At 60.6% G+C, this 21,721-nt stretch carries 14 protein-coding genes; 2 read left to right on the top strand and 12 right to left on the bottom strand.

All coding sequences use genetic code 11. The features are described 5' to 3' along the window. Position 1: 1 nt before the first annotated feature. On the bottom strand, positions 2 to 595 hold the full coding sequence (locus tag J3R75_RS09680; RefSeq protein WP_307261327.1) for an anthranilate synthase component II: 594 nt from the start codon (positions 593 to 595) through the stop codon (positions 2 to 4). Positions 596 to 1,025: 430 nt separating this feature from the next. Continuing rightward, positions 1,026 to 2,519, bottom strand: coding sequence for an anthranilate synthase component I (trpE, locus tag J3R75_RS09675; RefSeq protein WP_307261326.1), 1,494 nt, complete (start codon positions 2,517 to 2,519; stop codon positions 1,026 to 1,028). A gap of 775 nt (positions 2,520 to 3,294) precedes the next feature. On the opposite strand from trpE, the gene J3R75_RS09670 reads away from it, so the two are divergent. Further along, a complete protein-coding gene (locus J3R75_RS09670) occupies positions 3,295 to 4,371 on the top strand; it encodes an agmatine deiminase family protein (protein ID WP_307261325.1) in 1,077 nt (358 codons plus the stop codon). A 457-nt stretch (positions 4,372 to 4,828) separates the two neighbouring features. Here J3R75_RS09670 and J3R75_RS09665 read toward each other — a convergent pair whose 3' ends face one another. From J3R75_RS09665 to J3R75_RS09630, 8 genes are all read right to left on the bottom strand, one after another. Continuing rightward, positions 4,829 to 5,704, bottom strand: a complete 876-nt coding sequence (locus J3R75_RS09665; protein WP_307261324.1) for a carbon-nitrogen hydrolase — start codon at positions 5,702 to 5,704, stop codon at positions 4,829 to 4,831. Positions 5,705 to 5,751: 47 nt separating this feature from the next. After that, the gene (nspC, locus tag J3R75_RS09660; protein ID WP_307261323.1) at positions 5,752 to 6,918 is read right to left on the bottom strand and encodes a carboxynorspermidine decarboxylase; all 1,167 of its coding nucleotides are present in this window, start codon (positions 6,916 to 6,918) and stop codon (positions 5,752 to 5,754) included. Between the two features lie 410 nt (positions 6,919 to 7,328). Further along, on the bottom strand, positions 7,329 to 8,519 hold the full coding sequence (locus tag J3R75_RS09655) for a saccharopine dehydrogenase family protein (RefSeq protein ID WP_307261322.1): 1,191 nt from the start codon (positions 8,517 to 8,519) through the stop codon (positions 7,329 to 7,331). Between the two features lie 67 nt (positions 8,520 to 8,586). Further along, complete coding sequence (speA, locus tag J3R75_RS09650) at positions 8,587 to 10,512, bottom strand: biosynthetic arginine decarboxylase (RefSeq protein ID WP_307261321.1); 1,926 nt, start codon at positions 10,510 to 10,512, stop codon at positions 8,587 to 8,589. Between the two features lie 854 nt (positions 10,513 to 11,366). After that, positions 11,367 to 11,834: a cupin domain-containing protein gene (locus J3R75_RS09645; protein ID WP_307261320.1), complete on the bottom strand. Its 468-nt coding sequence runs from the start codon at positions 11,832 to 11,834 to the stop codon at positions 11,367 to 11,369. 284 nt (positions 11,835 to 12,118) lie between these two features. Further along, complete coding sequence (locus tag J3R75_RS09640; protein WP_307261319.1) at positions 12,119 to 12,826, bottom strand: prepilin-type N-terminal cleavage/methylation domain-containing protein; 708 nt, start codon at positions 12,824 to 12,826, stop codon at positions 12,119 to 12,121. A gap of 619 nt (positions 12,827 to 13,445) precedes the next feature. Next, positions 13,446 to 15,500 (bottom strand): beta-galactosidase, encoded by a 2,055-nt coding sequence (locus J3R75_RS09635; protein WP_307261318.1) that lies wholly within the window; start codon positions 15,498 to 15,500, stop codon positions 13,446 to 13,448. Between the two features lie 1,008 nt (positions 15,501 to 16,508). Further along, positions 16,509 to 17,585: a hypothetical protein gene (locus J3R75_RS09630; protein WP_307261317.1), complete on the bottom strand. Its 1,077-nt coding sequence runs from the start codon at positions 17,583 to 17,585 to the stop codon at positions 16,509 to 16,511. Positions 17,586 to 17,810: 225 nt separating this feature from the next. Between J3R75_RS09630 and J3R75_RS09625 the strand changes: the two genes are divergently transcribed. Next, complete coding sequence (locus tag J3R75_RS09625; protein WP_307261316.1) at positions 17,811 to 19,352, top strand: glycosyl hydrolase family 28 protein; 1,542 nt, start codon at positions 17,811 to 17,813, stop codon at positions 19,350 to 19,352. A 323-nt stretch (positions 19,353 to 19,675) separates the two neighbouring features. Here J3R75_RS09625 and J3R75_RS09620 read toward each other — a convergent pair whose 3' ends face one another. Together J3R75_RS09620 and gmd are read right to left on the bottom strand one after the other, a co-directional pair. Next, positions 19,676 to 20,608 carry a GDP-L-fucose synthase family protein gene (locus tag J3R75_RS09620; protein WP_307261315.1) on the bottom strand — a complete coding sequence of 311 codons (933 nt, stop codon included), beginning with the start codon at positions 20,606 to 20,608 and terminating at the stop codon, positions 19,676 to 19,678. Between the two features lie 2 nt (positions 20,609 to 20,610). After that, positions 20,611 to 21,663: a GDP-mannose 4,6-dehydratase gene (gene gmd / locus J3R75_RS09615; protein ID WP_307261314.1), complete on the bottom strand. Its 1,053-nt coding sequence runs from the start codon at positions 21,661 to 21,663 to the stop codon at positions 20,611 to 20,613. Between the last annotated feature and the right edge of the window lie 58 nt (positions 21,664 to 21,721).

The raw sequence follows: 21,721 nt of genomic DNA, 5'->3' as shown, positions 1-21,721 counted from the left end.
ATCACGCTCCTTTCCGTTTGTGAGTTTCGACGATCTTCAAAAAGTTCGCCAGCTGCTGTTTGCCATTGGTGGTCATGATGGACTCGGGGTGGTACTGAATGCCATGTATCGGCAGCGTCCGATGCCGCAATCCCATGATTTCACCGTCGTCCGCGCGCGCCGTCACCTCCAGATCTGCCGGCAAGGTCGATTCTTGCAACGCTAATGAATGATAGCGCACAGCCTTGAAGTCGTTTTTCAGACCCGCAAACAGCCCTTCGCCATTGTGGCTGATCCGCGATACCTTGCCGTGCATGATCCGCGCCGCCGACACGACCTCCGCACCGAACACTTCGCCAATCGCCTGGTGCCCCAGACACACTCCGAGCATGGGCATGGCCTCCACTGCGGCCGCCCGGATCAGCTCTTCCATGATGCCCGCGCCATCCGGCCGTCCCGGCCCCGGCGAAAACAACAGCCCGTCCGCACGCATGCCCAGCGCCTCCGCAACCGTGATCTCGCGATTGCGCCGCACCACCACATCGGCATGCAATGAATACAACAAGTGTACAAGATTGTACGTAAATGAATCGTAATTATCAATGACCAAGATCATCTCACACCTCACTTGCTTCTCAAACTGCTCTTCTCTTTCATCGGACTGATCGGACCGATCGGACCGATCATGTCGACGATCCGTCCGATCAGTCCGATCAGTCCAATCACACTGCGTAAAACCTGCCTTCCTACCCAAGCTCGGGGCGCAGCCCCGAGCTTCTTGTCTTCTTCGCGCCTTCGCGCCTTCGCGTGAGACCAAAACCTGCCTTCCTACCCAAGCTCGGGGCGCAGCCCCGAGCTTCTTGCCTTCTTCGCGCCTTCGCGCCTTCGCGTGAGGCCAAAAAGTCTTCCTTCCCCACCCGGCGACGTGGCTCGGCGTCGCCGCGCAGCGGCGATGCGAGACACGCCGCCCGAGATGGGATAGAGAGGGGGCGTGGGGGAGGGGAAGGGCCAATGGCCCTTCCCCTCCCCCACATCTTCCCCCTTCTCTACCCCTCGTCGCCCAATGCAAAACCCTTCGCAGCGAGATTAACAGCTTTGAACAATCCCTTTGCTTTATTGATGGTCTCCTCATATTCATTTTCGGGCACCGAGTCATACACGATGCCCGCACCGACCTGTATGTATATCATATTATCCCGCATTTCGATCGTTCGGATCGTAATCGCCAGGTCCATATTGCCGTTGTAGCTCAGGTATCCCACGCCGCCGCCGTACACCCCGCGCGGCCCCGGCTCGAGCTCATTGATCAGCTCCATCGCCCGTATCTTCGGCGCCCCCGAGAGCGTCCCGGCCGGAAAAGTCGTCCTGATCAGATCCAGCGCATCGGCCTTCGGATCAATCATCGCATCGACATCGCTCACCAGATGCATGACATGCGAGTACCTCTCCACGCTCATGAACGTCTTCACCTGCACGCTGTTTGGCACTGCCGTCCGCCCGAGGTCATTGCGACCCAGATCCACGAGCATCAAGTGTTCTGCGCGCTCCTTCTCATCGCTGAGCAGCTCGTCGGCCATGGCGCTGTCCTCGGCCTGCGTCTTGCCGCGTCGCCGCGTCCCTGCGATCGGCCGCAACGACGACCGCCCATGCTCCAGCTTCACCATCGTCTCCGGCGACGACCCCGCCAGCACCAGCCCACCCAACTTCAGAAAAAAGGTATATGGCGACGGATTGATCAGCCGCAACGCCCGATATATCTGCAGCGGCGACGACACCGCCGGCGCCGAAAAACGCTGCGACAACACCACCTGAATGACCTCGCCCTGCCGAATGTACTCCCGCGCCTTATCGACCATCGCGCAGAAGTCCTCCCGCCGCATATTGCTCTCCAAACGCGGCAGCGTCCCGGCCAGAGGCGCTTCGCGCCGCACGCGACACGGCACCTCGATGCGCTTCATCAGCACTTCCGCGCGTACCGCCGCGTCGTCATAGGCATCGCGCAGGGTCGCGTAGTCTTCCGTCCGCACGCAGATCATCACCTTGATCGTATGCATGACATTGTCAAAAACAATCATTTCGTCCGTGACCATGAATACGCTGTCCGGCGTCCCCGGCGCGCTCTTCGGCGGCGGCAGCTCTTCAAACAGATTCACCGCTTCGTAGCCGATATAGCCCAGCGCGCCGCCAAACAGCGGCGGCAGCCCCGGCGTCGGCGCCACCCGCCGCCCGCCGACCACCTGCCGCAACGCGTTCAACGCATTGCCCTCATGCGCCAGCTCCCGCCGCACGCCATTCTCCTCGTAGCTGGCCTTCCCACCCGCAACCGTAAACACCCCGTGCGGATTCACCCCGATAAAGGAATAGCGCCCAAACCGCTCACCGCCCTCCACGCTCTCCAGCAACAGCACCTGTTCGTCACCCACAAACCGACTCAGCACCGACACCGGCGTCTCCAAATCCGCCAGGCACTCGCTGTACACCGGCACCATGTCGTGCCCCTTCGCCAATGCCTCAAATTCTTTATATGACGGCTTCAACATATCGCACCACTCCTTTACTCGGCATTCTGTCAAAAATCATCCCACATGCATATCATTCACCACCAAACCCACACCACCCGCGAACCTTTCGCCACCAAGCCCACACCACCCGCGAACCACTCGCCGCCAAACCCGTTCCGCGCCACACCAGACCAAACCCGCCTGCTCACAAAAACAAAAAGGCCGCACCACGCTCTATCACGCCGGTGCGGCCCACTGTCTTCTCTCAACATCACTCCCTGCTAGTGCAGAGTCTTTCTACTCCCGCACCTCACAGACAGCCACATAACAACAGCAGCGGCCCGGCATACCACGCCATCGCCAAGACCACGACGACTCGACAGCCAACACCAGCACACCACTGTTATTCTTCACTTCCGACATCACTTATGCCCCGTCTCCAACCCAAACTCAAACCACCAAAACTATAACTATCATTGTTTCGCTGTTTCGTTACAGTAGTACAAGAAAGGCGCCGTACAAGCCCCACCACCAAACTTTTTTGAAAAAACTCTCACTCCATCCCTTCCCCAGCACGGGCACAGCCTTCGCGCCTTTGCGTACCACACGCCACGCCACGCGGCTACAGACATCGCGCCTTCGCGTGAGACTAAACTTCACCCCAGCCCATCTCGGGGCGCAGCCCCGAGATGGTTTTCTTCGCGCCTTCGCGCCTTCGCGTGAGGCAATAATCTGCGGAAATCTGCGCCATCTGCGGATAAAAAAAAACCGCGGGATAAATTAAGGGCAAAAAGCGACCTCTCTGGAGAATGCCATGGCCTCTTTCGTGAACAATGCTACGTCGTGTGAATGCCCATCGCCGCGGGCGCTGGGCTACAGCCTGCCCCCCGAGTGGTCGCAACAGCAGTCGGTGATGCTTTCTTGCCCAATCAATCCGGCGACCTGGCCGAACACCCGCCCGGCGCTGGAGCGCGCCTACGCGGCATTTGCGGCGGCCATTACCCGCTTTGAGGACCTGCGCCTGAATTGCGTCGCTGCCGCGCAAGAACACTACCGGTCGCTGCTTGCCGACGCCGGGGCCGATCTCTCCCGCGTGCGCTTCCACGACCTGCCCACCAACGACGCGTGGTGTCGCGACCACGGCCCGATCATCCTCCGACACGCCGACGGCCAACGTCGCGCCGTACTCGACTTCGACTACAATGCCTGGGGAGGAAAATTTCCGCCGTGGGACCTCGACGACGCCGTGCCGCGGGCCATCGCCGCCATGGACGTCCTGCCCTGCTTCCACGCGCCGCTGTTCTGCGAGGGCGGCGCGCTGGAGGTCAATGGCCGCGGCACGCTGCTGACCACGGCATCCGTCGTGCTCAACCCGAATCGCAATCCCGGCATGAGTAAAGCTCGCGCCGAGCAGCTCTTGATGGACGCCTTGGGCTGCGAGCAGGTGCTATGGCTGCCCAGCGGCCTCGCCGGCGATGACACCGACGGCCATATCGACACCATCACGCGTTTCGTTGCCCACGACGTGGTGCTGACCGCCTACGACGACGACCCGCTGTCGCCCAACCACGACGTCCTCAAACGCAACGACGCACTGCTTCGCGCCATGCGTCTGCACGACGGCACGCCACTGGAAGTCATCCGCTTGCCCATGCCGGAGCCGATCCGGCCCCAAAACTGGCGCGAAGAGATATTGCCCGCCACCTACGCCAATTTCCTCGTGATCAACAACGCCGTCATCGTGCCGACCTACCGCCAGGACCGCCGCGACGAACAGGCCCTGGCCATCATCGCCCAGGCATTCCCCACCCGCGAAATCGTCCCCAGCGACTGCTACGACATCGTCATCGAAGGCGGCGCCCTACACTGCCTCAGCCAGCAAATGTTCTGAACCATTCCCCCACCCGGCGGCGCGAAACGCGCCTTCGCGTGAGCAAAAAAGCGGCGCCTACAGGCGCCACCACAGAACGACAGCAGAACGAGCCTTCACCCGGCGGCAAATTCGCGCCTTCCTTTTCCTTCTTCCCCAAGCTCGGGGCGCAGCCCCGAGCTTGGCTTCTTCGCGCCTTCGCGCCTTCGCGTGAGCAAAAATTTTCCCGCTCCCCACCCGGCGTCGTGACTTGCCGCGCCAGCGGCAAGACGCGACGCCCGAGATGGGATAGAGAGGGAGCGCGAGGGAGAGGAAGGGCCAATGGCCCTTCCTCTCCCTCGCAAAAACACCCCCTACCCGGCGTCGTGACTTGCCGCGCCAGCGGCAAGACACGACGCCCGAGATGGGATAGGGAAGGGGGCGTGGGGGGAGAGGAAGGGCCCACGGCCCTTCCTCTCCCCCCACAAAACCACCCTCCCTAGTCCAAAAATCGGCGGGTGATATCCTGGTACGCGTCGATACGGCGGTCGCGGAAGAACGGCCACATTTGCCGGTGCGTTTCCTGGGCCTGGAAGTCGCAGGTCGCGACCAGCACCTCGTCGTCCTTTTGGCCGGCTTGGGCGATGGCATTGCCGTAGAAATCAGCGACGAACGACGTCCCCCAGAACGCCGTGTCGTATTCCGTCCCGACGCGATTCACCGCGGCGTAGTAGCAGCCATTGGCGACGGCGTGTCCGCGTTGCACATTCAGCCACGCATCGCGTTGCTGTTGTGCGAGCGCCGGGCCCTCGCTGGCCAGCCCGCCGATTGCCGTCGGGCAGAAAATCACATTTGCGCCGTGCAGCGCCGTAAGCCGCGCCGCCTCGGGGTACCACTGGTCCCAGCAGATAATCACACCGATGCGACCATACGCGGTATCGAAGGCCCGAAAGCCCAAGTCGCCCGGCGTAAAATAGAATTTCTCTTCGAATCCCGGGTCTTGCGGAATATGCATTTTGCGGTATATCCCGGCGACACTCCCATCGGCGTCGATGACCACCGCGGTATTGTGGTACAGCCCGGGCGCGCGCCGTTCGAACAGCGACAGAATCAGCACCACCCCGAGCTTTCGCGCAATGGCGCCAAAATGCTCCGTGCTCGGCCCGGGTATACTCTCGGCCAGGACGAAATGTGCCTGGTCCTGCACCCGGCAGAAGTACTCCGTGAGGAACAGCTCCTGGGTGCAGATGATACGCGCGCCGCGCGCCGCCGCAGCGGCGATCTGCCGTTCGGTGGCCGCGATGGCCTCAGCGGCGTCCTTATAGCCGCGGCCCTGCAGCAGCGCGATAGTCGTGGTCGTGTTGGTAGTGCTCATGTAGTCTCTCCTCGCGGCCCGCGGCCGCCGCCCGGCAGATGCCGGCGTCACGACAGGCGTCCCTTGAAATCCTCGTAGCCGAATTGCCGGATGATTTTCAGCTCGCGGCTGTCGCTGTCCCAAGTGGCCATGCTCGGCAGCGCCAGGCCATTGAAGGTATTGGTCTTGACCATGCTGTAGATCGCCATGTCCAGTAGTTCGATTTTGTCCCCCGGTGCCAGCGGCTGCGGGAATGAATAGTCGCCGATGACATCGCCAGCCAGGCACGAATGCCCCGCCAGCCGATAGTCGTGGGCGAATTCGCCGGGCTGGCCCGCGCCCACGACCTCCGGCCGATAGGGCATCTCCAGTACGTCCGGCATATGCGCTTCGGCGGACGCGTCGAGAATCGCGATATCGCCGTCGTTGTGCACCACGTCCAGCACGGTCGCCACCAGCGACCCGGCGTTGAGCGCCACGGCCTCGCCGGGTTCGAGGTAGATCGTCTCGGTGCCATGGCGTTGCCGAAAGCCGTCGATGATCCGGCAAAGCCGGTCGACATCGTAGTCGGCGCGGGTAATGTGATGGCCACCGCCGAAATTAATCCAGCGCATCTGCGGAATGAACTCGCCGAAGCGCGCTTCGAAGGCCGCGACCGTCCGCTCCAGCGCGTCGGCATTCTGCTGACAGAGCGTGTGGAAATGCAGCCCGCTGATGCCGTCGAGATCCTCCCCGACAAAGGCCTCGCGCTTGATGCCCAGGCGCGACTTCGGCGCACAAGGCGAGTACATCTCCGCCACGGCCTCGGAATGCTCCGGATTCACTCGCAGACCATAGGACACCCGCCCGGCATGCGCCCGGCACAAGTCGCGAAAACGCCGCCACTGCCCAAACGAATTGAACAGCAGGTGATCGCAGAGCGTCAACAACTCGCGCACATCGCGCTCGGAATACGCCGCCGCGAAAGCATGCACTTCCCGCCCGAATTCCTCACGGCCCAGTCGCGCTTCGTGTGGCGAACTCGCGCACACGCCATGCAGGACTTCCCGCAACAACGGATACACCGCGTACATGGAAAAAGCCTTCTGCGCCAGCAATATCTTCGCGCCCGTGCGCCGCTGAACGACATCCAGCACGGCCAAGTTCGCCCGCAACGCCGCTACGTCCAGCACAAAACACGGCGTCGGCAGCGCCTGGAGATTTAGATTGGCAATCCCTGCCGGTGCTGTGCTCATACTGCGCCTTCTTTCTTGCCTTTCTTCGCGCCTTCGCGTGAGGCCAATACTACCTCCCCACCGGCGGCGTGACTTGCCGCCCCGGCGGCGCGAGACACGACGCCCGAGATGGGATAGGTGGGGGAGCGCGAGGGGTAGGAAAGGGCCAATGGCCCTTCCCCTCCCCCCAAAAAACCTTCCTGCCTAGCCTTGTTTCTTCGCGCCTTCGCACCCTCGCGCGAGACATTACAAAATCTGCGAAAATCTGCGGAATCTGCGGATAAAAACCTCCCCACCCGGCGGCGTGGCTCGGCGGCGCCGCGCAGCGGCGATGCGAGACACGCCGCCTGAGATGGGATAGAGAGGGGGCGTGGGGGAGGGGAAGGGCCAATGGCCCTTCCCCTCCCCCACAAAACCCACACCCTCCCCACTCATCCTTCCAGGAACTGCTCGGTCCATGGCAGACCGTGAATGTTGAGCTTTTGCATAAAGGGCTCCGGGTCGAAATCCTCCATATTGAAGACGCCGGTGCCTTTCCAGGTCCCGGTCGCGACCATCATCGCGCCGATCATTGCGGGCACGCCGGTGGTATATGAGATCGCCTGCGACTGCACCTCACGGTACGCCTCCTGGTGGTCGCAGATATTATAGACATAGTAGCGGCGCGGCTTGCCGTCCTTCGTGCCCTTGATCAGACAGCCGATGCAGGTCTTGCCTTTGGTCAGTGGCCCCAGCGATGCCGGGTCGGGCAGCAGCGCCTTCAGGAACTGCAGCGGAATGACCTCATGGCCGTTGTACATCACCGGGTCAATGCGCGTCATGCCCACATTCTGCAGCACTTCGAGGTGCTTCAGATAGTTGTCCGAGAACGTCATCCAGAAGCGCGCCGCCTTCAGGCCATGCGGCTTGAGAAACCGCGCCAGCGACTCCAGCTCTTCGTGCCAAAGCAGGTAGATCTTCTTTGGACCGATGCCCGCCGGAAAATCATAGACCTTGCTGATTTCCATCGGCTTGGTCTCCACGAATGCGCCGTCGCAGTAGAACTTGCCGTTGGCGGTCACTTCGCGAATATTGATCTCGGGGTTGAAATTGGTCGCAAAAGGCATGCCATGGTCGCCGGCATTGGCGTCGATGATGTCCAGCTCCTCAATGGTATCGAAGTGCTTCTTCTTCGCCCAGGCCGTGAAGACGTTGGTGACGCCTGGGTCAAAGCCGCTGCCCAGCAGGGCCATGATGCCGCGTTCCTTGAAGCGCGCCTGGTAGTCCCACTGCCATTTGTACTCGAAATGCGCCACGTCCGGCGGCTCGTAGTTGGCCGTGTCCACATAGTGCACGCCGGTCTCCAGACACGCGTCCATGATGTGCAGATCCTGGTATGGCAGGGCCACGTTGATCACCACGTCCGGCCGAAAGCGCCGGATCAGCGCGACCAGCTCGGGGACATTGTCCGCATCCACCCCGGCCGTCTCAATCGGCCGCGACAGCTGCGCGGCGATCTTCTTGCATTTGGCCTCAGTACGACTCGCCAGGCAGATGTCGCTGAAGACCTCCGGGACCTGCGCGCATTTGTGAGCGACGACCTGGCCGACGCCGCCAGCGCCAATGATAAGCACTCGTGCCATGTGTTGTTCTCCTTTGCTCTGTTGTCCTGTGGGATGAAAATGCCCGCGGGCCGCCGTGCGGCCGCCCTTAGCGTTCGAAATAGGTGTAGCCGCGGATACCGTCCTCAAACGCGGTCATGATCACCTTGCGTTCCGCCGGAGTGATGAGCTTTTCGCGGACCGCCCGTTCGGCATTGCGTTTGAAGCTGTCCCGCAGCGCCTGTGGGTTGTATTCCACGTACGACAGCACGTCGGCAACCGAGTCGCCTTCGAGCTCCTTGACGATCTCAAAACGACCGCTTTCCTGCGAGATGGTGATGCTCACCACGTTGGTGTCGCCCAGCAGATTGTGGAGGTCGCCGAGCGTTTCCTGGTAAGCCCCCACCAGAAACGCCGCGAGGTAGTACTCTTCGTTTTCCCGCAGCTCATGCAAGGGCAAGGTCTTGCGAACGTCATGGAGGTCCACAAACTGCTCGATCTTGCCATCGCAGTCGCAAGTGATGTCGGATATAATCGCGTTGCGCGTGGGCCGCTCATTCAAACGATGTATCGGCATGATCGGAAACAACTGCTTGATCGCCCAGGCGTCCGGCAAAGACTGAAACACGCTGAAATTCGCATAGTAAATATCCGCCAACGCAGAGTCCAACGCCTCAAACTCGTCCGGAACGTACTTGAGCTTCTTCACGCCCTTGTTGATCATCACCATGATGTGCCAGAAGGCATTCTCAGCCAAACCGCGCTCGCGCAGGGAAATGCGGCCATTCTTGAAAAGTATGCGCAACTCGTCCCGGTAGTAGATCGCATCGTGGAAGCACTCCTGCAGATTCTTCTGATTGATGTTCTTAAGAGTTTGCAGAAGGTCCTTGGTCATTTCGCTGACGCCATCCGGAACGGCCTCCGGCACCTGCGGTGGCTCGAAACGCGTGGCGTCAAGGATATTGAACAGCAGCACGGAATAATAGGCGATAGTCGCCCGCCCCGACTCAGTAATGATGGTCGGATGCTCGATCTTGTAGCCATTGAGGGTCTCGGCGACGGTGTCAATGACGTCCACGCAATACTCGTCGAGGGTGTAATTGCGACTCTGGTGGTAATTCGTGTGCGACCCATCGTAGTCCACGGCGAGGCCGCCACCGAGGTCGAGGTAGCCCATGGCGGCGCCTTCCTGCACCAGCCCGGCGTACACGCGGCTGGCTTCCAGCACCCCCGCACGAATATCGCGGATATTCGGTATCTGCGACCCAATGTGATAATGCAGCAGCTTCAGACAGTCGAGCATGCCCTCTTTGCGCAGCAAATCGACCGTCTCAATGAGCTCGGAGGTGTTCAGCCCAAACACGCTGCGGTCGCCGCCGGACTCCGCCCACTGGCCCGTCGCCCGCGTCGACAATTTCATGCGAATGCCAATCAATGGCTTGATATCCAGCACGCGACTGCGCTCAATGATCGCCGGCAGCTCGCTGAGCATCTCCACCACCATGATGCACTGCATGCCCAGCTTGCAGGCGTACAGCGCCAGGTCGATGAACTCTTCGTCTTTGTAGCCATTGCAGACCAGGCAGGCCTCGCGGTCGTGAAGCGTCCCCAGCGCCGCTATCAGCTCGGCCTTGCTGCCAGCCTCCAAGCCGTGGTGGAATTCGCGCCCGAAACGGGTAATCTCTTCAATCACCTGCTGCTGCTGATTGACTTTGATGGGAAAGACGCCCTTGTAGACGCCTTGGTAACCCGTCTGCTTGATCGCCCGACGGAAACTCGAATGCAACAGCTTGATCTGCGAATCCAATATGTTGCTGACCCGCAACAACACCGGCATGTTCATGCCGCGGTCTTTGATGCCATTGACGACATCCAGCAGATTCACCGTCGGGGCGTTGTTGCCCGGAAAGGGCGACACGACCAAGCCGCCGTCGTCCGCGACATCAAAATAGCCGTTGCCCCAATTGCGGATGCCGTAGAGTTCCGCGGAATCCTCGGCTGACCAATGCTCCAAAGCCTCTTTGCGTATGTTCATTTCGCAGGAATACCCTCTGCTTTCAGTCATGTAATGACAGTGGTGGGCAATAATCAGACTCGCCGGCCTTGCGCCGGCGGCCTTCTCGGGGTGTGCAGCTGGTCAGCAGCGCCGATCACCCCGTCTTAGCAGAGGATTCAGGCAACCGTATCGCACCAGCAGGCACGTCTTGTCGCATTTTCCGGATAAACCGGCCTGATACACATACATCACTTGAGCAACGCCGGCAACGCCCGCACTGCTCGTCAGCCTTTCATGCGCTTGCATAATCACCGACCGCCAGCCACGACATAACTGCCATATCCCGACGGACAATAAAACAAGCTAATAATCTAATGCCACTTTTCTAACACGCAACGAGCCGCCTTCGCGTGCCGCACGGCATGCCGTGCGGCTACAGACTTCGCGCCCTTACCCCACCCGGCGGCGTGACTTGCCGCGTCAGCGGCAAGACACGACGCCCAAATCTGCGCTAATCTGCGTAATCTGCGGATAAAAAATCTTCTTCGCGCCTTCGCGTCTTCGCGTGCCGCACGGCATGCCGTGCGGCTACAGACTTCGCGCCCCTACCCCACCCGGCGTCGCGACTTGCCGCGTCAGCGGCAAGACACGACGCCCAAATCTGCGCTAATCTGCGTAATCTGCGGATAAAAAATCTTCTTCGCGTCTTCGCGCCTTCGCGTGCCGTGCGGCTACAGACTTCGCGCCCCTACCCCACCCGGCGTCGTGACTTGCCGCGTCAGCGGCAAGACACGACGCCCGAGATGGGATAGAGAGGGGGCGTGGGGGAGGGGAAGGGCCCACGGCCCTTCCCCTCCCCCACAAACTCATCCCTCTCTCCCTCTTCCTCGTGCCTACTTGTCGTAGACAGTAATATCCTGCCCTTCGCTGGCGACGTACACCACCACGATTTCGGCAGGCGTATCGCCGTCATTGACGCCATAATGCGGCGTATTGACCAGCTCGACGATCGGGTCGCCGGCCTTGAGAGTCAGCACCTGCCCACCTTCAGCGTGCACCGTCAGTTGACCCTTGGTGAGATATCCCACATTGATCACCGGGTGGTGATGCAATGGCAGCCGCGCACCAGCGGGAATCGCAATCCTCAGTACGCGAATTTCGGGCTTTCCGGCCGGGTACGCCGGCAGCGCCGCGCCGTCCCAGCTCTGCGTCGTACGGACCAGCTCCTGCGAACACAGCTTGTCCACCCGCGCCTCTTGTCGCCACGGACACATCGCGCAGCAGCCCGTCAGCATCATCGCCATCGCCACTGTTGCCACGGCCATCGCCGCCGCCACCCGCACCTCACGCAGCCTCTTCATGGTTCACACGCCTTTCCTGTTGAACTGCAAATTACCGCACGGCATACCGTGCGACTAGAAATATCGCGCCTCCCCGTGAAAAAAAAAGCCGCACGGCATGCCGTGCGGCTACAGTCTTCACCACCATACATAAGGGGCGGACACATAGGTCCGCCCCTACCATTTCGCGCCTTATTCTACCTTCTCTTTCCTTCTTCCCCAAGCTCGGGGCGCAGCCCCGAGCTTGGCTTCTTCGCGCCTTCGCGCCTTCGCGTGAGGCAAAAAATATCCCCCACCCAGCCTGGTCAAGGCTTGCTCAGTTTTTCGAGGCCGTGGGTCACGAAGTACTTACACTGATCCGGCCCATTGCGGAATCCGCCCCAGCCCTGCGCGGCGGCATGGCCGTCGACGAAGAATGTATTAGCCTGTTCATTATGGCAGAGGAAGATATTGCCGTACGTATCACACCACGCGCCGGCGTTGTACTGCCAGCGGCCCAGCCCGACCACCGTCGACCCCACGCTGTCCGCCGTACAGGCCAGCAGCGTCGATGCCGACGGCTGCTTGTAGGCATTCATCAGATAGTAGCGATTCCACGTCCCGCCGCAGACATCGGACACCTGCACCAGCACGTCGCCCAGCGTCGCCTTCTTGCTGCTGTAGGTCCCGTCCTGGTGATAGTTGATCATGCCATATACCCGCCAGGAGCTGGTGAGATTCTGCACAACCGACGGACAATTCCACTTGGGATCGCCGGTCTTGTAGCCGACATACAATGGCCACGGCCGATAACCCGTCGCGCTCACCGACTGCGTGAAAACGAAGTGGTCTTCATTTTCCTGCGCGTACATCATGTGTTCCAAACCAATCTGCTTGAGGTTGTTCAGACAGCTGATCGCCCGCGCTTTCTCGCGCGCCTTCGACAACGCCGGCAGCAGCATCGCCGCCAGAATGGCAATAATCGCAATGACCACCAGCAGCTCAATCAAGGTAAAGCTTTTCGATTTTTTCATGACGGCCTCTTTGCTATGCGAAAACAAACGGCCTCCCCCAAAATTCCCTGCTTCCACGGGCACAACCAATTATACAATTTTTCCCCAACCTTTTCAACAGCGAAACATCTTCTTGCGTAAAGATTCTTGTATCCCGATAAAACCCTCTTCGCCCGCCGCCAAACAAAAATGGGGCGGACACATCGGTCCGCCCCTACCATTTCGCGCCTGCGGCGCTCAAAACCTCGGCTGATCGGACTGATCGTCTTTCTTGTTATCGCGGACTGATCCGTCCGATCAGTCCGATCATCAAAAACCTGCCTGCCTAACCCAAGCTCGGGGCACAGCCCCGAGCTTGTCTTCTTCGCGCCTTCGCGCCTTCGCGTGAGGAAAAAATTCTCCCCACCGGCGTCGTGGCTCGGCGTCGCCGCGTCAGCGGCGGCGCGAGACACGACGCCCAAATCTGCGCTAATCTGCGTAATCTGTGGATAAAAAAATCTTCTTCGCGCCTTCGCGCCTTCGCGTGAGGAAAAAATTCTCCCCACCGGCGTCGTGGCTCGGCGTCGCCGCGTCAGCGGCGGCGCGAGACACGACGCCCAAATCTGCGCTAATCTGCGCTAATCTGTGGATAAAAAAAAGCCTAGAATCTCTGAGCGAATTCCCATGGCGTTTCGACGGCGGCGATGTCGCCATTAGCGTACTGGTACATTTTGGCGTTGACGGCTTTCATGGCCTCGACGCACGCCGTATGTGGCTGATTGCAGACATCGATCAGCCCGTGTTGCATACATTCGCCATCGAAACGCCCCAGCAGTGGCTGGTCATTGAATTCGAAATAATGCACGCCCACGCAGTTCGGCGCGGCCATCGCCATCTGCAGGTAGTTTGCGCAGGCCTTCCCGCGCTCGGTCTGCGTCGTAGCATTGACCAGCGCATTGTCGAGCAGCCCGTAGTCCGACCCGCCGTAATGCCACTCGCCCACCACCAGCGGCATCGTCGTGCAGCGCGCGACCAACTCCAGCAACGGCACCACCGATCGCCGGTAGCCATTGGACGAGAACATATCGAACAGCGTGTCGCCCGCAAAGTCATTTTCAGTGACCGACGCATAGCGCATGCCCAGATTCAGCGCATTCGGGCACACCGCCTTGAGCGCGCTGGTCGGCACGCGCACGTACTCCTCGATCATCCGCGCGCGGAATTTGCGCAAGTCGGCGCGCGCTGCGGCGTTGAGTTCGTCCACACCGGCATAGGGCGCCGCCAGCTCGTCGAAGCTGCCAAATGCCGTCGCCCACGCAGCATTGAGCGCCGCGATATTTCCCGCGTATGCCCCTTTCATGAATTCGACCAGCACGCCCTTGCTGACGCATTCCGGCCCTTTGCGCAGCAGCTGTTCCGCCGGATTCGTCGTCCATTGCACCAGCCATTCCGGCTCGTTGTTGATGAAGTACCCGATGAAGTACGGATTGTCCTTGAAGGCCACGATCTGCTGCGCAAAATCCTGGCACAGCATGGCGTATTCAGGCGAGAACACATCGGGGAAGTCCCGGAAGACCATCTCACGGGTTTTCGGGAAGCACTTCAGCGTCCAGGTAAAAGGCACTCCGGCCTTCTTGAGGTAGTCCTCGGCCCGTTCATCGAAGTAGTTGTTCACGCAGACGCTGATCGTGTTGAAGCCCCAGCGTTTCAGGCGCGCGGCATTGATCGTCACCCACGCGTCCCACCACTTGTCGCCAAAGGCCCGGATCATATTCGCACGCGCAAAATTGAACATATAGCGGCCTTTGCCGGCCTCAGCGCCATTGCGCTTGACGAATTCCGGGATCTGGTCGGCAGTCGTCCACGCGTCCTTGAAGACCGGGTCGTCTTTCGGCGGCAGGAAATCAAACAGGTCCTCCATGCCATCGACAAAGCCATGCACGCCCATGCGCGATCCATAGCACACGCCGTTGCTGAAAAAGGCGCAGCCATCGGGATCCACCAGCCACCAGCGCCGGCCATCGTGCAGTTTGTAGAAGAACCCCCGCGCCTCGAAGCGCTTCTTGGTCCAGCCGCCATAGCGACTGAATTCATCGCCGGGATAGTCGTGATCGCGCAACGCCCGGTCGTATTCAGCCCGCAGGAACCCGACCATCGCGGCCTCGTCCTTGACCTTCCCTGCCCAGTCCATGTCCTTCCACTGCCCGAATTGATCCACCATCGGCTCGCCCTTGACGGTGAAATCCGGCAATTCGCGGCTCAGATATGCGTCGTAGAGCGTAAACGACTGCGGCTCGCGACCTTTTTCCAGCGTGATCCGCACTTCATCGACCTTGTCGATATGGGTCGGGCTGCCGGAAACATGGCCCTTCATGGCGCCCGGCCGCGTCTGCAAAAACCACCGTCGCGACGCCAGTTCCACCAGCTGTATGGCCATCTTCACCCGCCGCTTCGGCACCAGGTAGTATCCCAGCGTGAAAAGCTTGTCGCCTATCTTAAATTCGTATTTGACATTCGCCTTCGAGTTCTGCTGGGCCTCGCAGTCGATAATCAGATAGTCGTCTTCGTGCCAGCGATAGCCCGCCGCGCTCTTCGGCAATGCCAGCACGATCTTGCCCGTCTGGTTCCGCACCACCAACGGCGCCGCCGACACCCGCTCGCCACCCGACTCCACCACCATCGCCCGCACATCAATCTTCGCTGCCGCCGTAAACATCACCCAGCTCCTTTCGTTTTTCGTTATCGGACCGATCATCGGTCTTTTTCGCGGACTGATCGGACCGATCGGACCGATCGTCGGTCTTTTTCGCGGACGGATCGGACGGATCGGACCGATCATCGGTCTTTTTCGCGGACGGATCGGACGGATCGGACCGATCGGACCGATCAGTCTACTTGATCCGTCTGATCCGTCCGATCCGTCCGATCATCTATAAACCTGCCTGTCTTACCCAAGCACGGGACGCAGCCCCGTGCTTGCCTTCTTCGCGCCTTCGCGCCTTCGCGCCTTCGCGTGCCGCACGGCATGCCGTGCGGCTACAGACTTCGCGCCCCTACGCACCCGGCGGCGCGACTTGCCGCGCAGCGGCAAGACACACCGCCCAAATCTGCGCTAATCTGCGTAATCTGCGGATAAAAAAATCTTCTTCGCGCCTTCGCGCCTTCGCGTGAGGAAAAAATTCTCCCCACCGGCGGCGCGACTTGCCGCGCAGCGGCAAGACACACCGCCCAAATCTGCGCTAATCTGCGTAATCTGTGGATAAAAAATCTTCTTCGCGCCTTCGCGCCTTCGCGTGAGGCAAAAAATATCCCCCACCGGCGGCGCGACTTGCCGCGCAGCGGCAAGACACACCGCCCAAATCTGCGCTAATCTGCGTAATCTGTGGATAAAAAATCTTCTTCGCGCCTTCGCGCCTTCGCGTGAGGCAAAAACAGGGCGGACACATAGGTCCGCCCCTACGCACCCGGCGGCGCGACTTGCCGCGTCAGCGGCAAGACACGACGCCTGAGATGGGATAGGGAGGGAGCGCGAGGGAGGGAAAGGGTCAACGACCCTTTCCCTCCCTCGCAAAACCATTCCCCCGCAAAAACCTCCCCACCCGGCGACGTGGCTCGGCGGCGCCGCGCAGCGGCGGCGCGAGACACGCCGCCTGAGATGGGATAGAGAGGGGGCGTGGGGGAGGGGAAGGGTCTCGACCCTTCCCCTCCCCCACAAAACCCTCCCTTATGGCATATCCGATGCCGTCACCGCCACGACGATCCACACTGCGCGCTCCGACTGCGCGATAAAGCGCAGCTCGCAGATATTTCCCAGATCGGCATTCAGCGCAAATTTCGACGCATAGAGCCCGTTTTCGCCGCCGTCTGCCCGCTGTGCTTTAAGCACCACCCTGCCATTGCCCACGGGTTGTGGCTCCTGCCAGTTCCCGACGTCCACATTTTCGCGCACCACAAACTGCTGACTCCGCCCCTCGTCGCCCACCACCGTGATCATCCCTACGCCGGCCGTGCCTTCTGGCGTCCCCCGGCTCAGCGCATGCAGCACATACAGAAATCGCGCCGGCCCTGGCGCCTTCACTGCCACCATCGCCGCCGGCAGCCCGGCCGGAAATTTTGGCGACCGCATTACCAGCACGGCCTTCTCGCCCACTTCCGGCATAAAGGGCAGGCCCTCGTAGGTCAGCGCCTTGAGCAATGGCACCAATACCCGCGCGTCATTTTCCGGCCCCTGATCCGCCCACCCGCCCTGCCCGTCGCCCGCCACGTCATCCACATAGCCCATATTCGCCGCCGCCGCGATACTGATCGGCCATCCCAACACATCCACCCGAAAATTCCGCAGCCACAGGGTCCCCGCCGATTCCTGAAATCCCACGCTAAGCGCGGCCCGCTGCAAATCGGCCGGATAATAATCCGTCCGCTCCACCCTGCGCCAGTCGAATGTCCCCAGCGGTATGGGCAAGCCATAGTTGAGCGGGCCCTTGCCGGTCGTTGCGTCCACCTGGATTTTTGCCCCGTAGTACGGCCGCGTGCCCTGCAGAATATCCTCGCCGCGCACCTCGGCGCTCATGTGCACAATCCGCCCCGCCAGCTGCTCAACGCCAAAATTCCGCTGCAGCGCATTGAAGCCCGCGCGGTCCTCCTCCAGCAAATTCAGTTTCAGGTCGGCCATCTCCACCAGCAGCGGCCCATTCTTCGGCCACGCCGCCAGCTCATTCACCCCACCAACCAACGCCTGGCCAAATACCGCCGTCGCCGACACCCACCCACCCAGCACCACCACCCAATACGCCGTCTTCATAACCAGCACCTCCTTACGAGGGGAAAAAACCACCACCACCATACAGCAAACAGCCCGATTAGTATACGACCTCAGACCACCAATGCCAAAACATCAGCAGCCCCCGGCAAGTGTGGCCCCGCACACCACATTCACCAGATACATGATATCAGTAAACGGTCTATATTGCTTCCCTGCCTTCTTCCCCGAGCACATCTCCGCCCTCCCCCCACCAAAGGACACTCCATGCTCAGCATCTACCCCGTGCAGCCGCTGCCCGAGCCGTGCGACGACTACGACGTCCTGATCAACGGCCAGCGTATCGACCTCAACACGGCCCGCGTCTCAGCCTGTCCCTTCAATCGCCGCTGGCCGGGCCGGCAACGCCAGCGCGACCAATCCGAGCTCATCAACTTCGCGTCCTTTGCCACCGACGCAGCCGTCGATATCGCCGTCCGCCCCAAGCGCCCATGCGCTCACCCCGACCGCCTCGCCGTGCGCCCTGCCACCCTCGGCATCACCCCGACCTTTTCCGCCGATGGCTTCATCCGCTTCCGCCTGGAAAAACCTGCCTACTTCACCCTCGAGCCATTCGGCCGCCAGGGCGCCCTGCACATTTTCGCCGATCCTCCCGCGCACGACGACCTGCGCCCCGACGGCCCCGACGTCCTCTACTTCGGCCCCGGCGAACACGACGCCGGCCTGATCACCCTCAAAGACAACCAGACGCTCTTCATCGACGCCGGCGCGGTCCTCTACGCCTGCGTCCAGGCCGTAACCGCCAAGAACATCCGCATCATCGGCCGCGGCATCCTCGACAACAGCCGCAACTGCGAGCAAATCCTGCGGGCAATCCCCCTCGGCGACGGCTCGGTCGATGTCGGCAACGCCTTCCGCCGCCACTGCATCCAGCTGGACTCCTGCGAAAATATCCTCATCGACGGCATCACCATCCGCGACTCACTAGTCTACAACATCCGACCATCGGCCTGCCGCAACCTCACCATCCGCAACGTCAAAATCATCGGCTGTTGGCGCTACAACTCCGATGGTATCGACATGCACAACTGCGAAAATGTCGACATCGACCACTGTTTCCTCCGCACTTACGACGACAGCATCTGCATCAAGGGCTACGATTTCTACCCCCACGAACACAACGACCTCAACGCCCGCCACGCCCAGAACGCGCGCAATATCCGCGTCCACGACTGCACCATCTGGAATGACTGGGGCAAATGCCTCGAAATCGGCGCCGAAACCCGCGCCGATGAAATCTGCGACATCCTCTTCTCCGACTGCCAGATCATCCACGTCACCGGCCCCGTCCTCGACTGCATGAATGTGGACTACGCCGATGTCCACGACGTCACTTACCGCAATATCACTATCCATTTCGATGACGTCATCGACCAGCCGCTGATCCAACGCGCCGACGCCGAACGCTACCACGACCAACCGCGCAACCACGACTACGTCCCCCCCGTCATCATGGCCCACGTCTGCTTCCATCACGAATACTCCGCCGGCGGCACCCGCCGCGGCAAAAACCGCCGCTTCACCTACCAGAATATCGCCCTGACCGGCCGCCAGCCATTCCACCTGGCATTCCTCGGCTTCGACGCCGACCACCGCTGCGAAGATATGCTCCTCGACGGCCTCCGCCACAATAACCAGCCTATCACCGCCCTCACCCCCGACATCTGCCGCCTAAACGAATTCACCCACAATATCCGCCTCGCCAGGATGATTGCCGCCGAGACGGCAGTTTTCGGCCCGAAAGGCTGAATAAATGCGCGAGGCTAAAGCCAAATTCGGCCCGAAAGGCTGAAAAAATGCGCGAGGCTAAAGCCAAATTCGGCCCGAAAGGCCGCACCATGCATAACCCCGGGCGAGGCGCCCAGATTGGGCCGCAAACCGGTGTATACCAACAACATAGAACATCGCCCGGAGGGCGCCACACTCCACCGCGACGCCCAACAATCTGCGCTTATCTGCGCAATCTGCGGATAAAAAAAGCAGCCACCGCCAACGCTTGCTTTGCGTCGGCGGTGGCTGCCATGTTTCGTCTAAAATTTCCCCGGGCTGCGCCCCTGTGCCCTGCGCCCATGTCACCCACTATGCAGCGCGCGGAATTCCTCTATAGTCTGCCTGATCCCGTTGTCCAGCGACACCGTCGGCGCCCACCCCAACTGCCGCGCCTTCGACGAGTCCATCAGCTTCCGGTACATCCCGTCGGGCTTGCTACTATCCCAGGCTACGCGTCCCTGGAAACCCGCCGCGCGGGCGATCTTCTCCGCCAGCTCGCGTATGGTCACATCGCTGCCGTAACCGACATTGACCACGTTCGGATCCTCATGCTTCTCCATAAAGAACAACACGGCCATGGCCACATCATCGACATGGAGGAATTCCCGCAGGGGCCGTCCTGTTCCCCACAGTACCACGTCGGGCCGGCCGTCCCGTGCCGCCTCTACGAAGCGCCGAATCAGCGCCGGGAAGACATGCGAGTGCTGCGGGTCGTAGTTGTCATTGGTGCCGTAGAGATTGCATGGCATGAGACTCACCGTCTTGAAGCCGTACTGCTCGCTCAAATACAGACAGAGCTTATAGCCGGCGATTTTCGCCAGCGCGTAGCCCTCGTTGGTCGGCTCCAGCGGCCCAGTCAGCAGGTACTCCTCCTTGATCGGCTGCGGCGCTTCCCGCGGATAAATGCAGCTCGATCCCAAAAAACACAGCTTCTTGACGTCGTGCTTATAGCTCTCCATAATCACGTTGTTCTGTATCTCGAGATTCTCCAGCAAAAATTCCGCCTTGTAGCTTTGGTTGGCCATAATGCCGCCGACTCGCGCGCTCGCCAGCACGACATAGTCCGGCCGCTCAGCCGCAAAAAAGGCCCGCACGGCCTGCTGGTCGCGCAATTCCAGCTCGGCGTGGCTCCGCACCACGACATTCCCATAGCCCGCCGCCGCCAACCGCCGACACACCGCGCTGCCGACCATCCCGCGATGGCCAGCCACAAATATCTTGGCGTTCTTGTCCATGATTAGAACCCTATTTCGTAATTCGGGTCGTCCAACAAGCGCAGGTCGCCCTCGATCATGATCTTCACCAACTCGTCAAATTTGACCGCCGGCTCCCATCCCAAGTCGCGCTTGGCTTTCGCCGGATTACCCAGCAGCTGCTCGACTTCCGCCGGCCGAAAATAGCGCGGGTCGACACGCATCACCACCTTGCCCGTCGTGGTATCCACGCCGACTTCCTCCACGCCCTTGCCCCGCCACTCTATGCCCCGCCCGAGATGCGCAAAAGTCTTCTCAATAAACTCCCGGACCGTGTGCATCTCGCCCGTCGCAATCACGTAGTCATCGGGCTTCTCCTGCTGCAGCATCAGCCACATGATCTTGACGTAATCCTTCGCGTAGCCCCAGTCACGGCGCGCGTCGATATTGCCCATGTAGAAGCACTCCTGCAGCCCGCGATGTATCCGCGCGGCCGCCATGGTGATCTTCCGCGTCACGAAGGTCTCGCCGCGCCGCGGCGACTCGTGATTGAACAATATGCCATTGGACGCATGCAGGCCATATGCCTCGCGATAGTTCTTGGTGATCCAAAAGCCGTACTGCTTCGCCACCGCATAAGGACTGCGCGGATAAAAGGGCGTGGTCTCGCTCTGCGGCACTTCCTGCACCTTGCCAAAGAGCTCCGATGTCGATGCCTGATAAAAACGCGCCGGCACCCCCGTCGAACGAATCGCGTCCAGTATCCGCAGAACCCCCAGCGCGTCCGACTCCGCCGTGTACTCCGGTACCTCAAACGACACCTGCACATGACTCTGCGCGCCGAGATTGTAGATCTCGTCCGGGTGGATTTTCTCCAACGTCCGGTTCAGATTGCTCGAGTCCGTCAGATCGCCGTAGTGCAAAAACAGCTGCACACCCTCCAGATGCGGATCTTTGTAAAGATGGTCAATCCGACCCGTATTGAAGGTGCTCGCCCGACGAATGATGCCATGCACCTCATAGCCCTTCGCCATCAGCAACTCCGCCAAATACGACCCGTCCTGACCCGTAATCCCACTAATTAATGCTCGCTTCATCGCCATCCTGTTCTTTTGATGTTCATTCGCGGGTTTGTCCCGAAATGAAATGTTCACT

The sequence above is a fragment of the Oligosphaera ethanolica genome (assembly GCF_030814695.1).
Classification (GTDB): domain Bacteria; phylum Verrucomicrobiota; class Lentisphaeria; order Oligosphaerales; family Oligosphaeraceae; genus Oligosphaera; species Oligosphaera ethanolica.
This window is presented reverse-complemented; position numbering and strand designations above follow the sequence as displayed.

Excerpts from the sequence above, each read along its gene's own strand:
- J3R75_RS09645 (WP_307261320.1), bottom strand. The coding sequence starts at position 11,834 with ATGAAGAGGCTGCGTGAGGTGCGGGTGGCGGCGGCGATGGCCGTGGCA.
- speA (WP_307261321.1), bottom strand. The coding sequence starts at position 10,512 with ATGAACATACGCAAAGAGGCTTTGGAGCATTGGTCAGCCGAGGATTCC.
- J3R75_RS09655 (WP_307261322.1), bottom strand. The coding sequence starts at position 8,519 with ATGGCACGAGTGCTTATCATTGGCGCTGGCGGCGTCGGCCAGGTCGTC.
- J3R75_RS09630 (WP_307261317.1), bottom strand. The coding sequence starts at position 17,585 with ATGAAGACGGCGTATTGGGTGGTGGTGCTGGGTGGGTGGGTGTCGGCG.
- J3R75_RS09625 (WP_307261316.1), top strand. The coding sequence starts at position 17,811 with ATGCTCAGCATCTACCCCGTGCAGCCGCTGCCCGAGCCGTGCGACGAC.
- trpE (WP_307261326.1), bottom strand. The coding sequence starts at position 2,519 with ATGTTGAAGCCGTCATATAAAGAATTTGAGGCATTGGCGAAGGGGCAC.
- J3R75_RS09665 (WP_307261324.1), bottom strand. The coding sequence starts at position 5,704 with ATGAGCACTACCAACACGACCACGACTATCGCGCTGCTGCAGGGCCGC.
- J3R75_RS09640 (WP_307261319.1), bottom strand. The coding sequence starts at position 12,826 with ATGAAAAAATCGAAAAGCTTTACCTTGATTGAGCTGCTGGTGGTCATT.
- J3R75_RS09635 (WP_307261318.1), bottom strand. The coding sequence starts at position 15,500 with ATGTTTACGGCGGCAGCGAAGATTGATGTGCGGGCGATGGTGGTGGAG.
- J3R75_RS09670 (WP_307261325.1), top strand. The coding sequence starts at position 3,295 with ATGGCCTCTTTCGTGAACAATGCTACGTCGTGTGAATGCCCATCGCCG.
- J3R75_RS09680 (WP_307261327.1), bottom strand. The coding sequence starts at position 595 with ATGATCTTGGTCATTGATAATTACGATTCATTTACGTACAATCTTGTA.
- J3R75_RS09620 (WP_307261315.1), bottom strand. The coding sequence starts at position 20,608 with ATGGACAAGAACGCCAAGATATTTGTGGCTGGCCATCGCGGGATGGTC.
- gmd (WP_307261314.1), bottom strand. The coding sequence starts at position 21,663 with ATGAAGCGAGCATTAATTAGTGGGATTACGGGTCAGGACGGGTCGTAT.
- nspC (WP_307261323.1), bottom strand. The coding sequence starts at position 6,918 with ATGAGCACAGCACCGGCAGGGATTGCCAATCTAAATCTCCAGGCGCTG.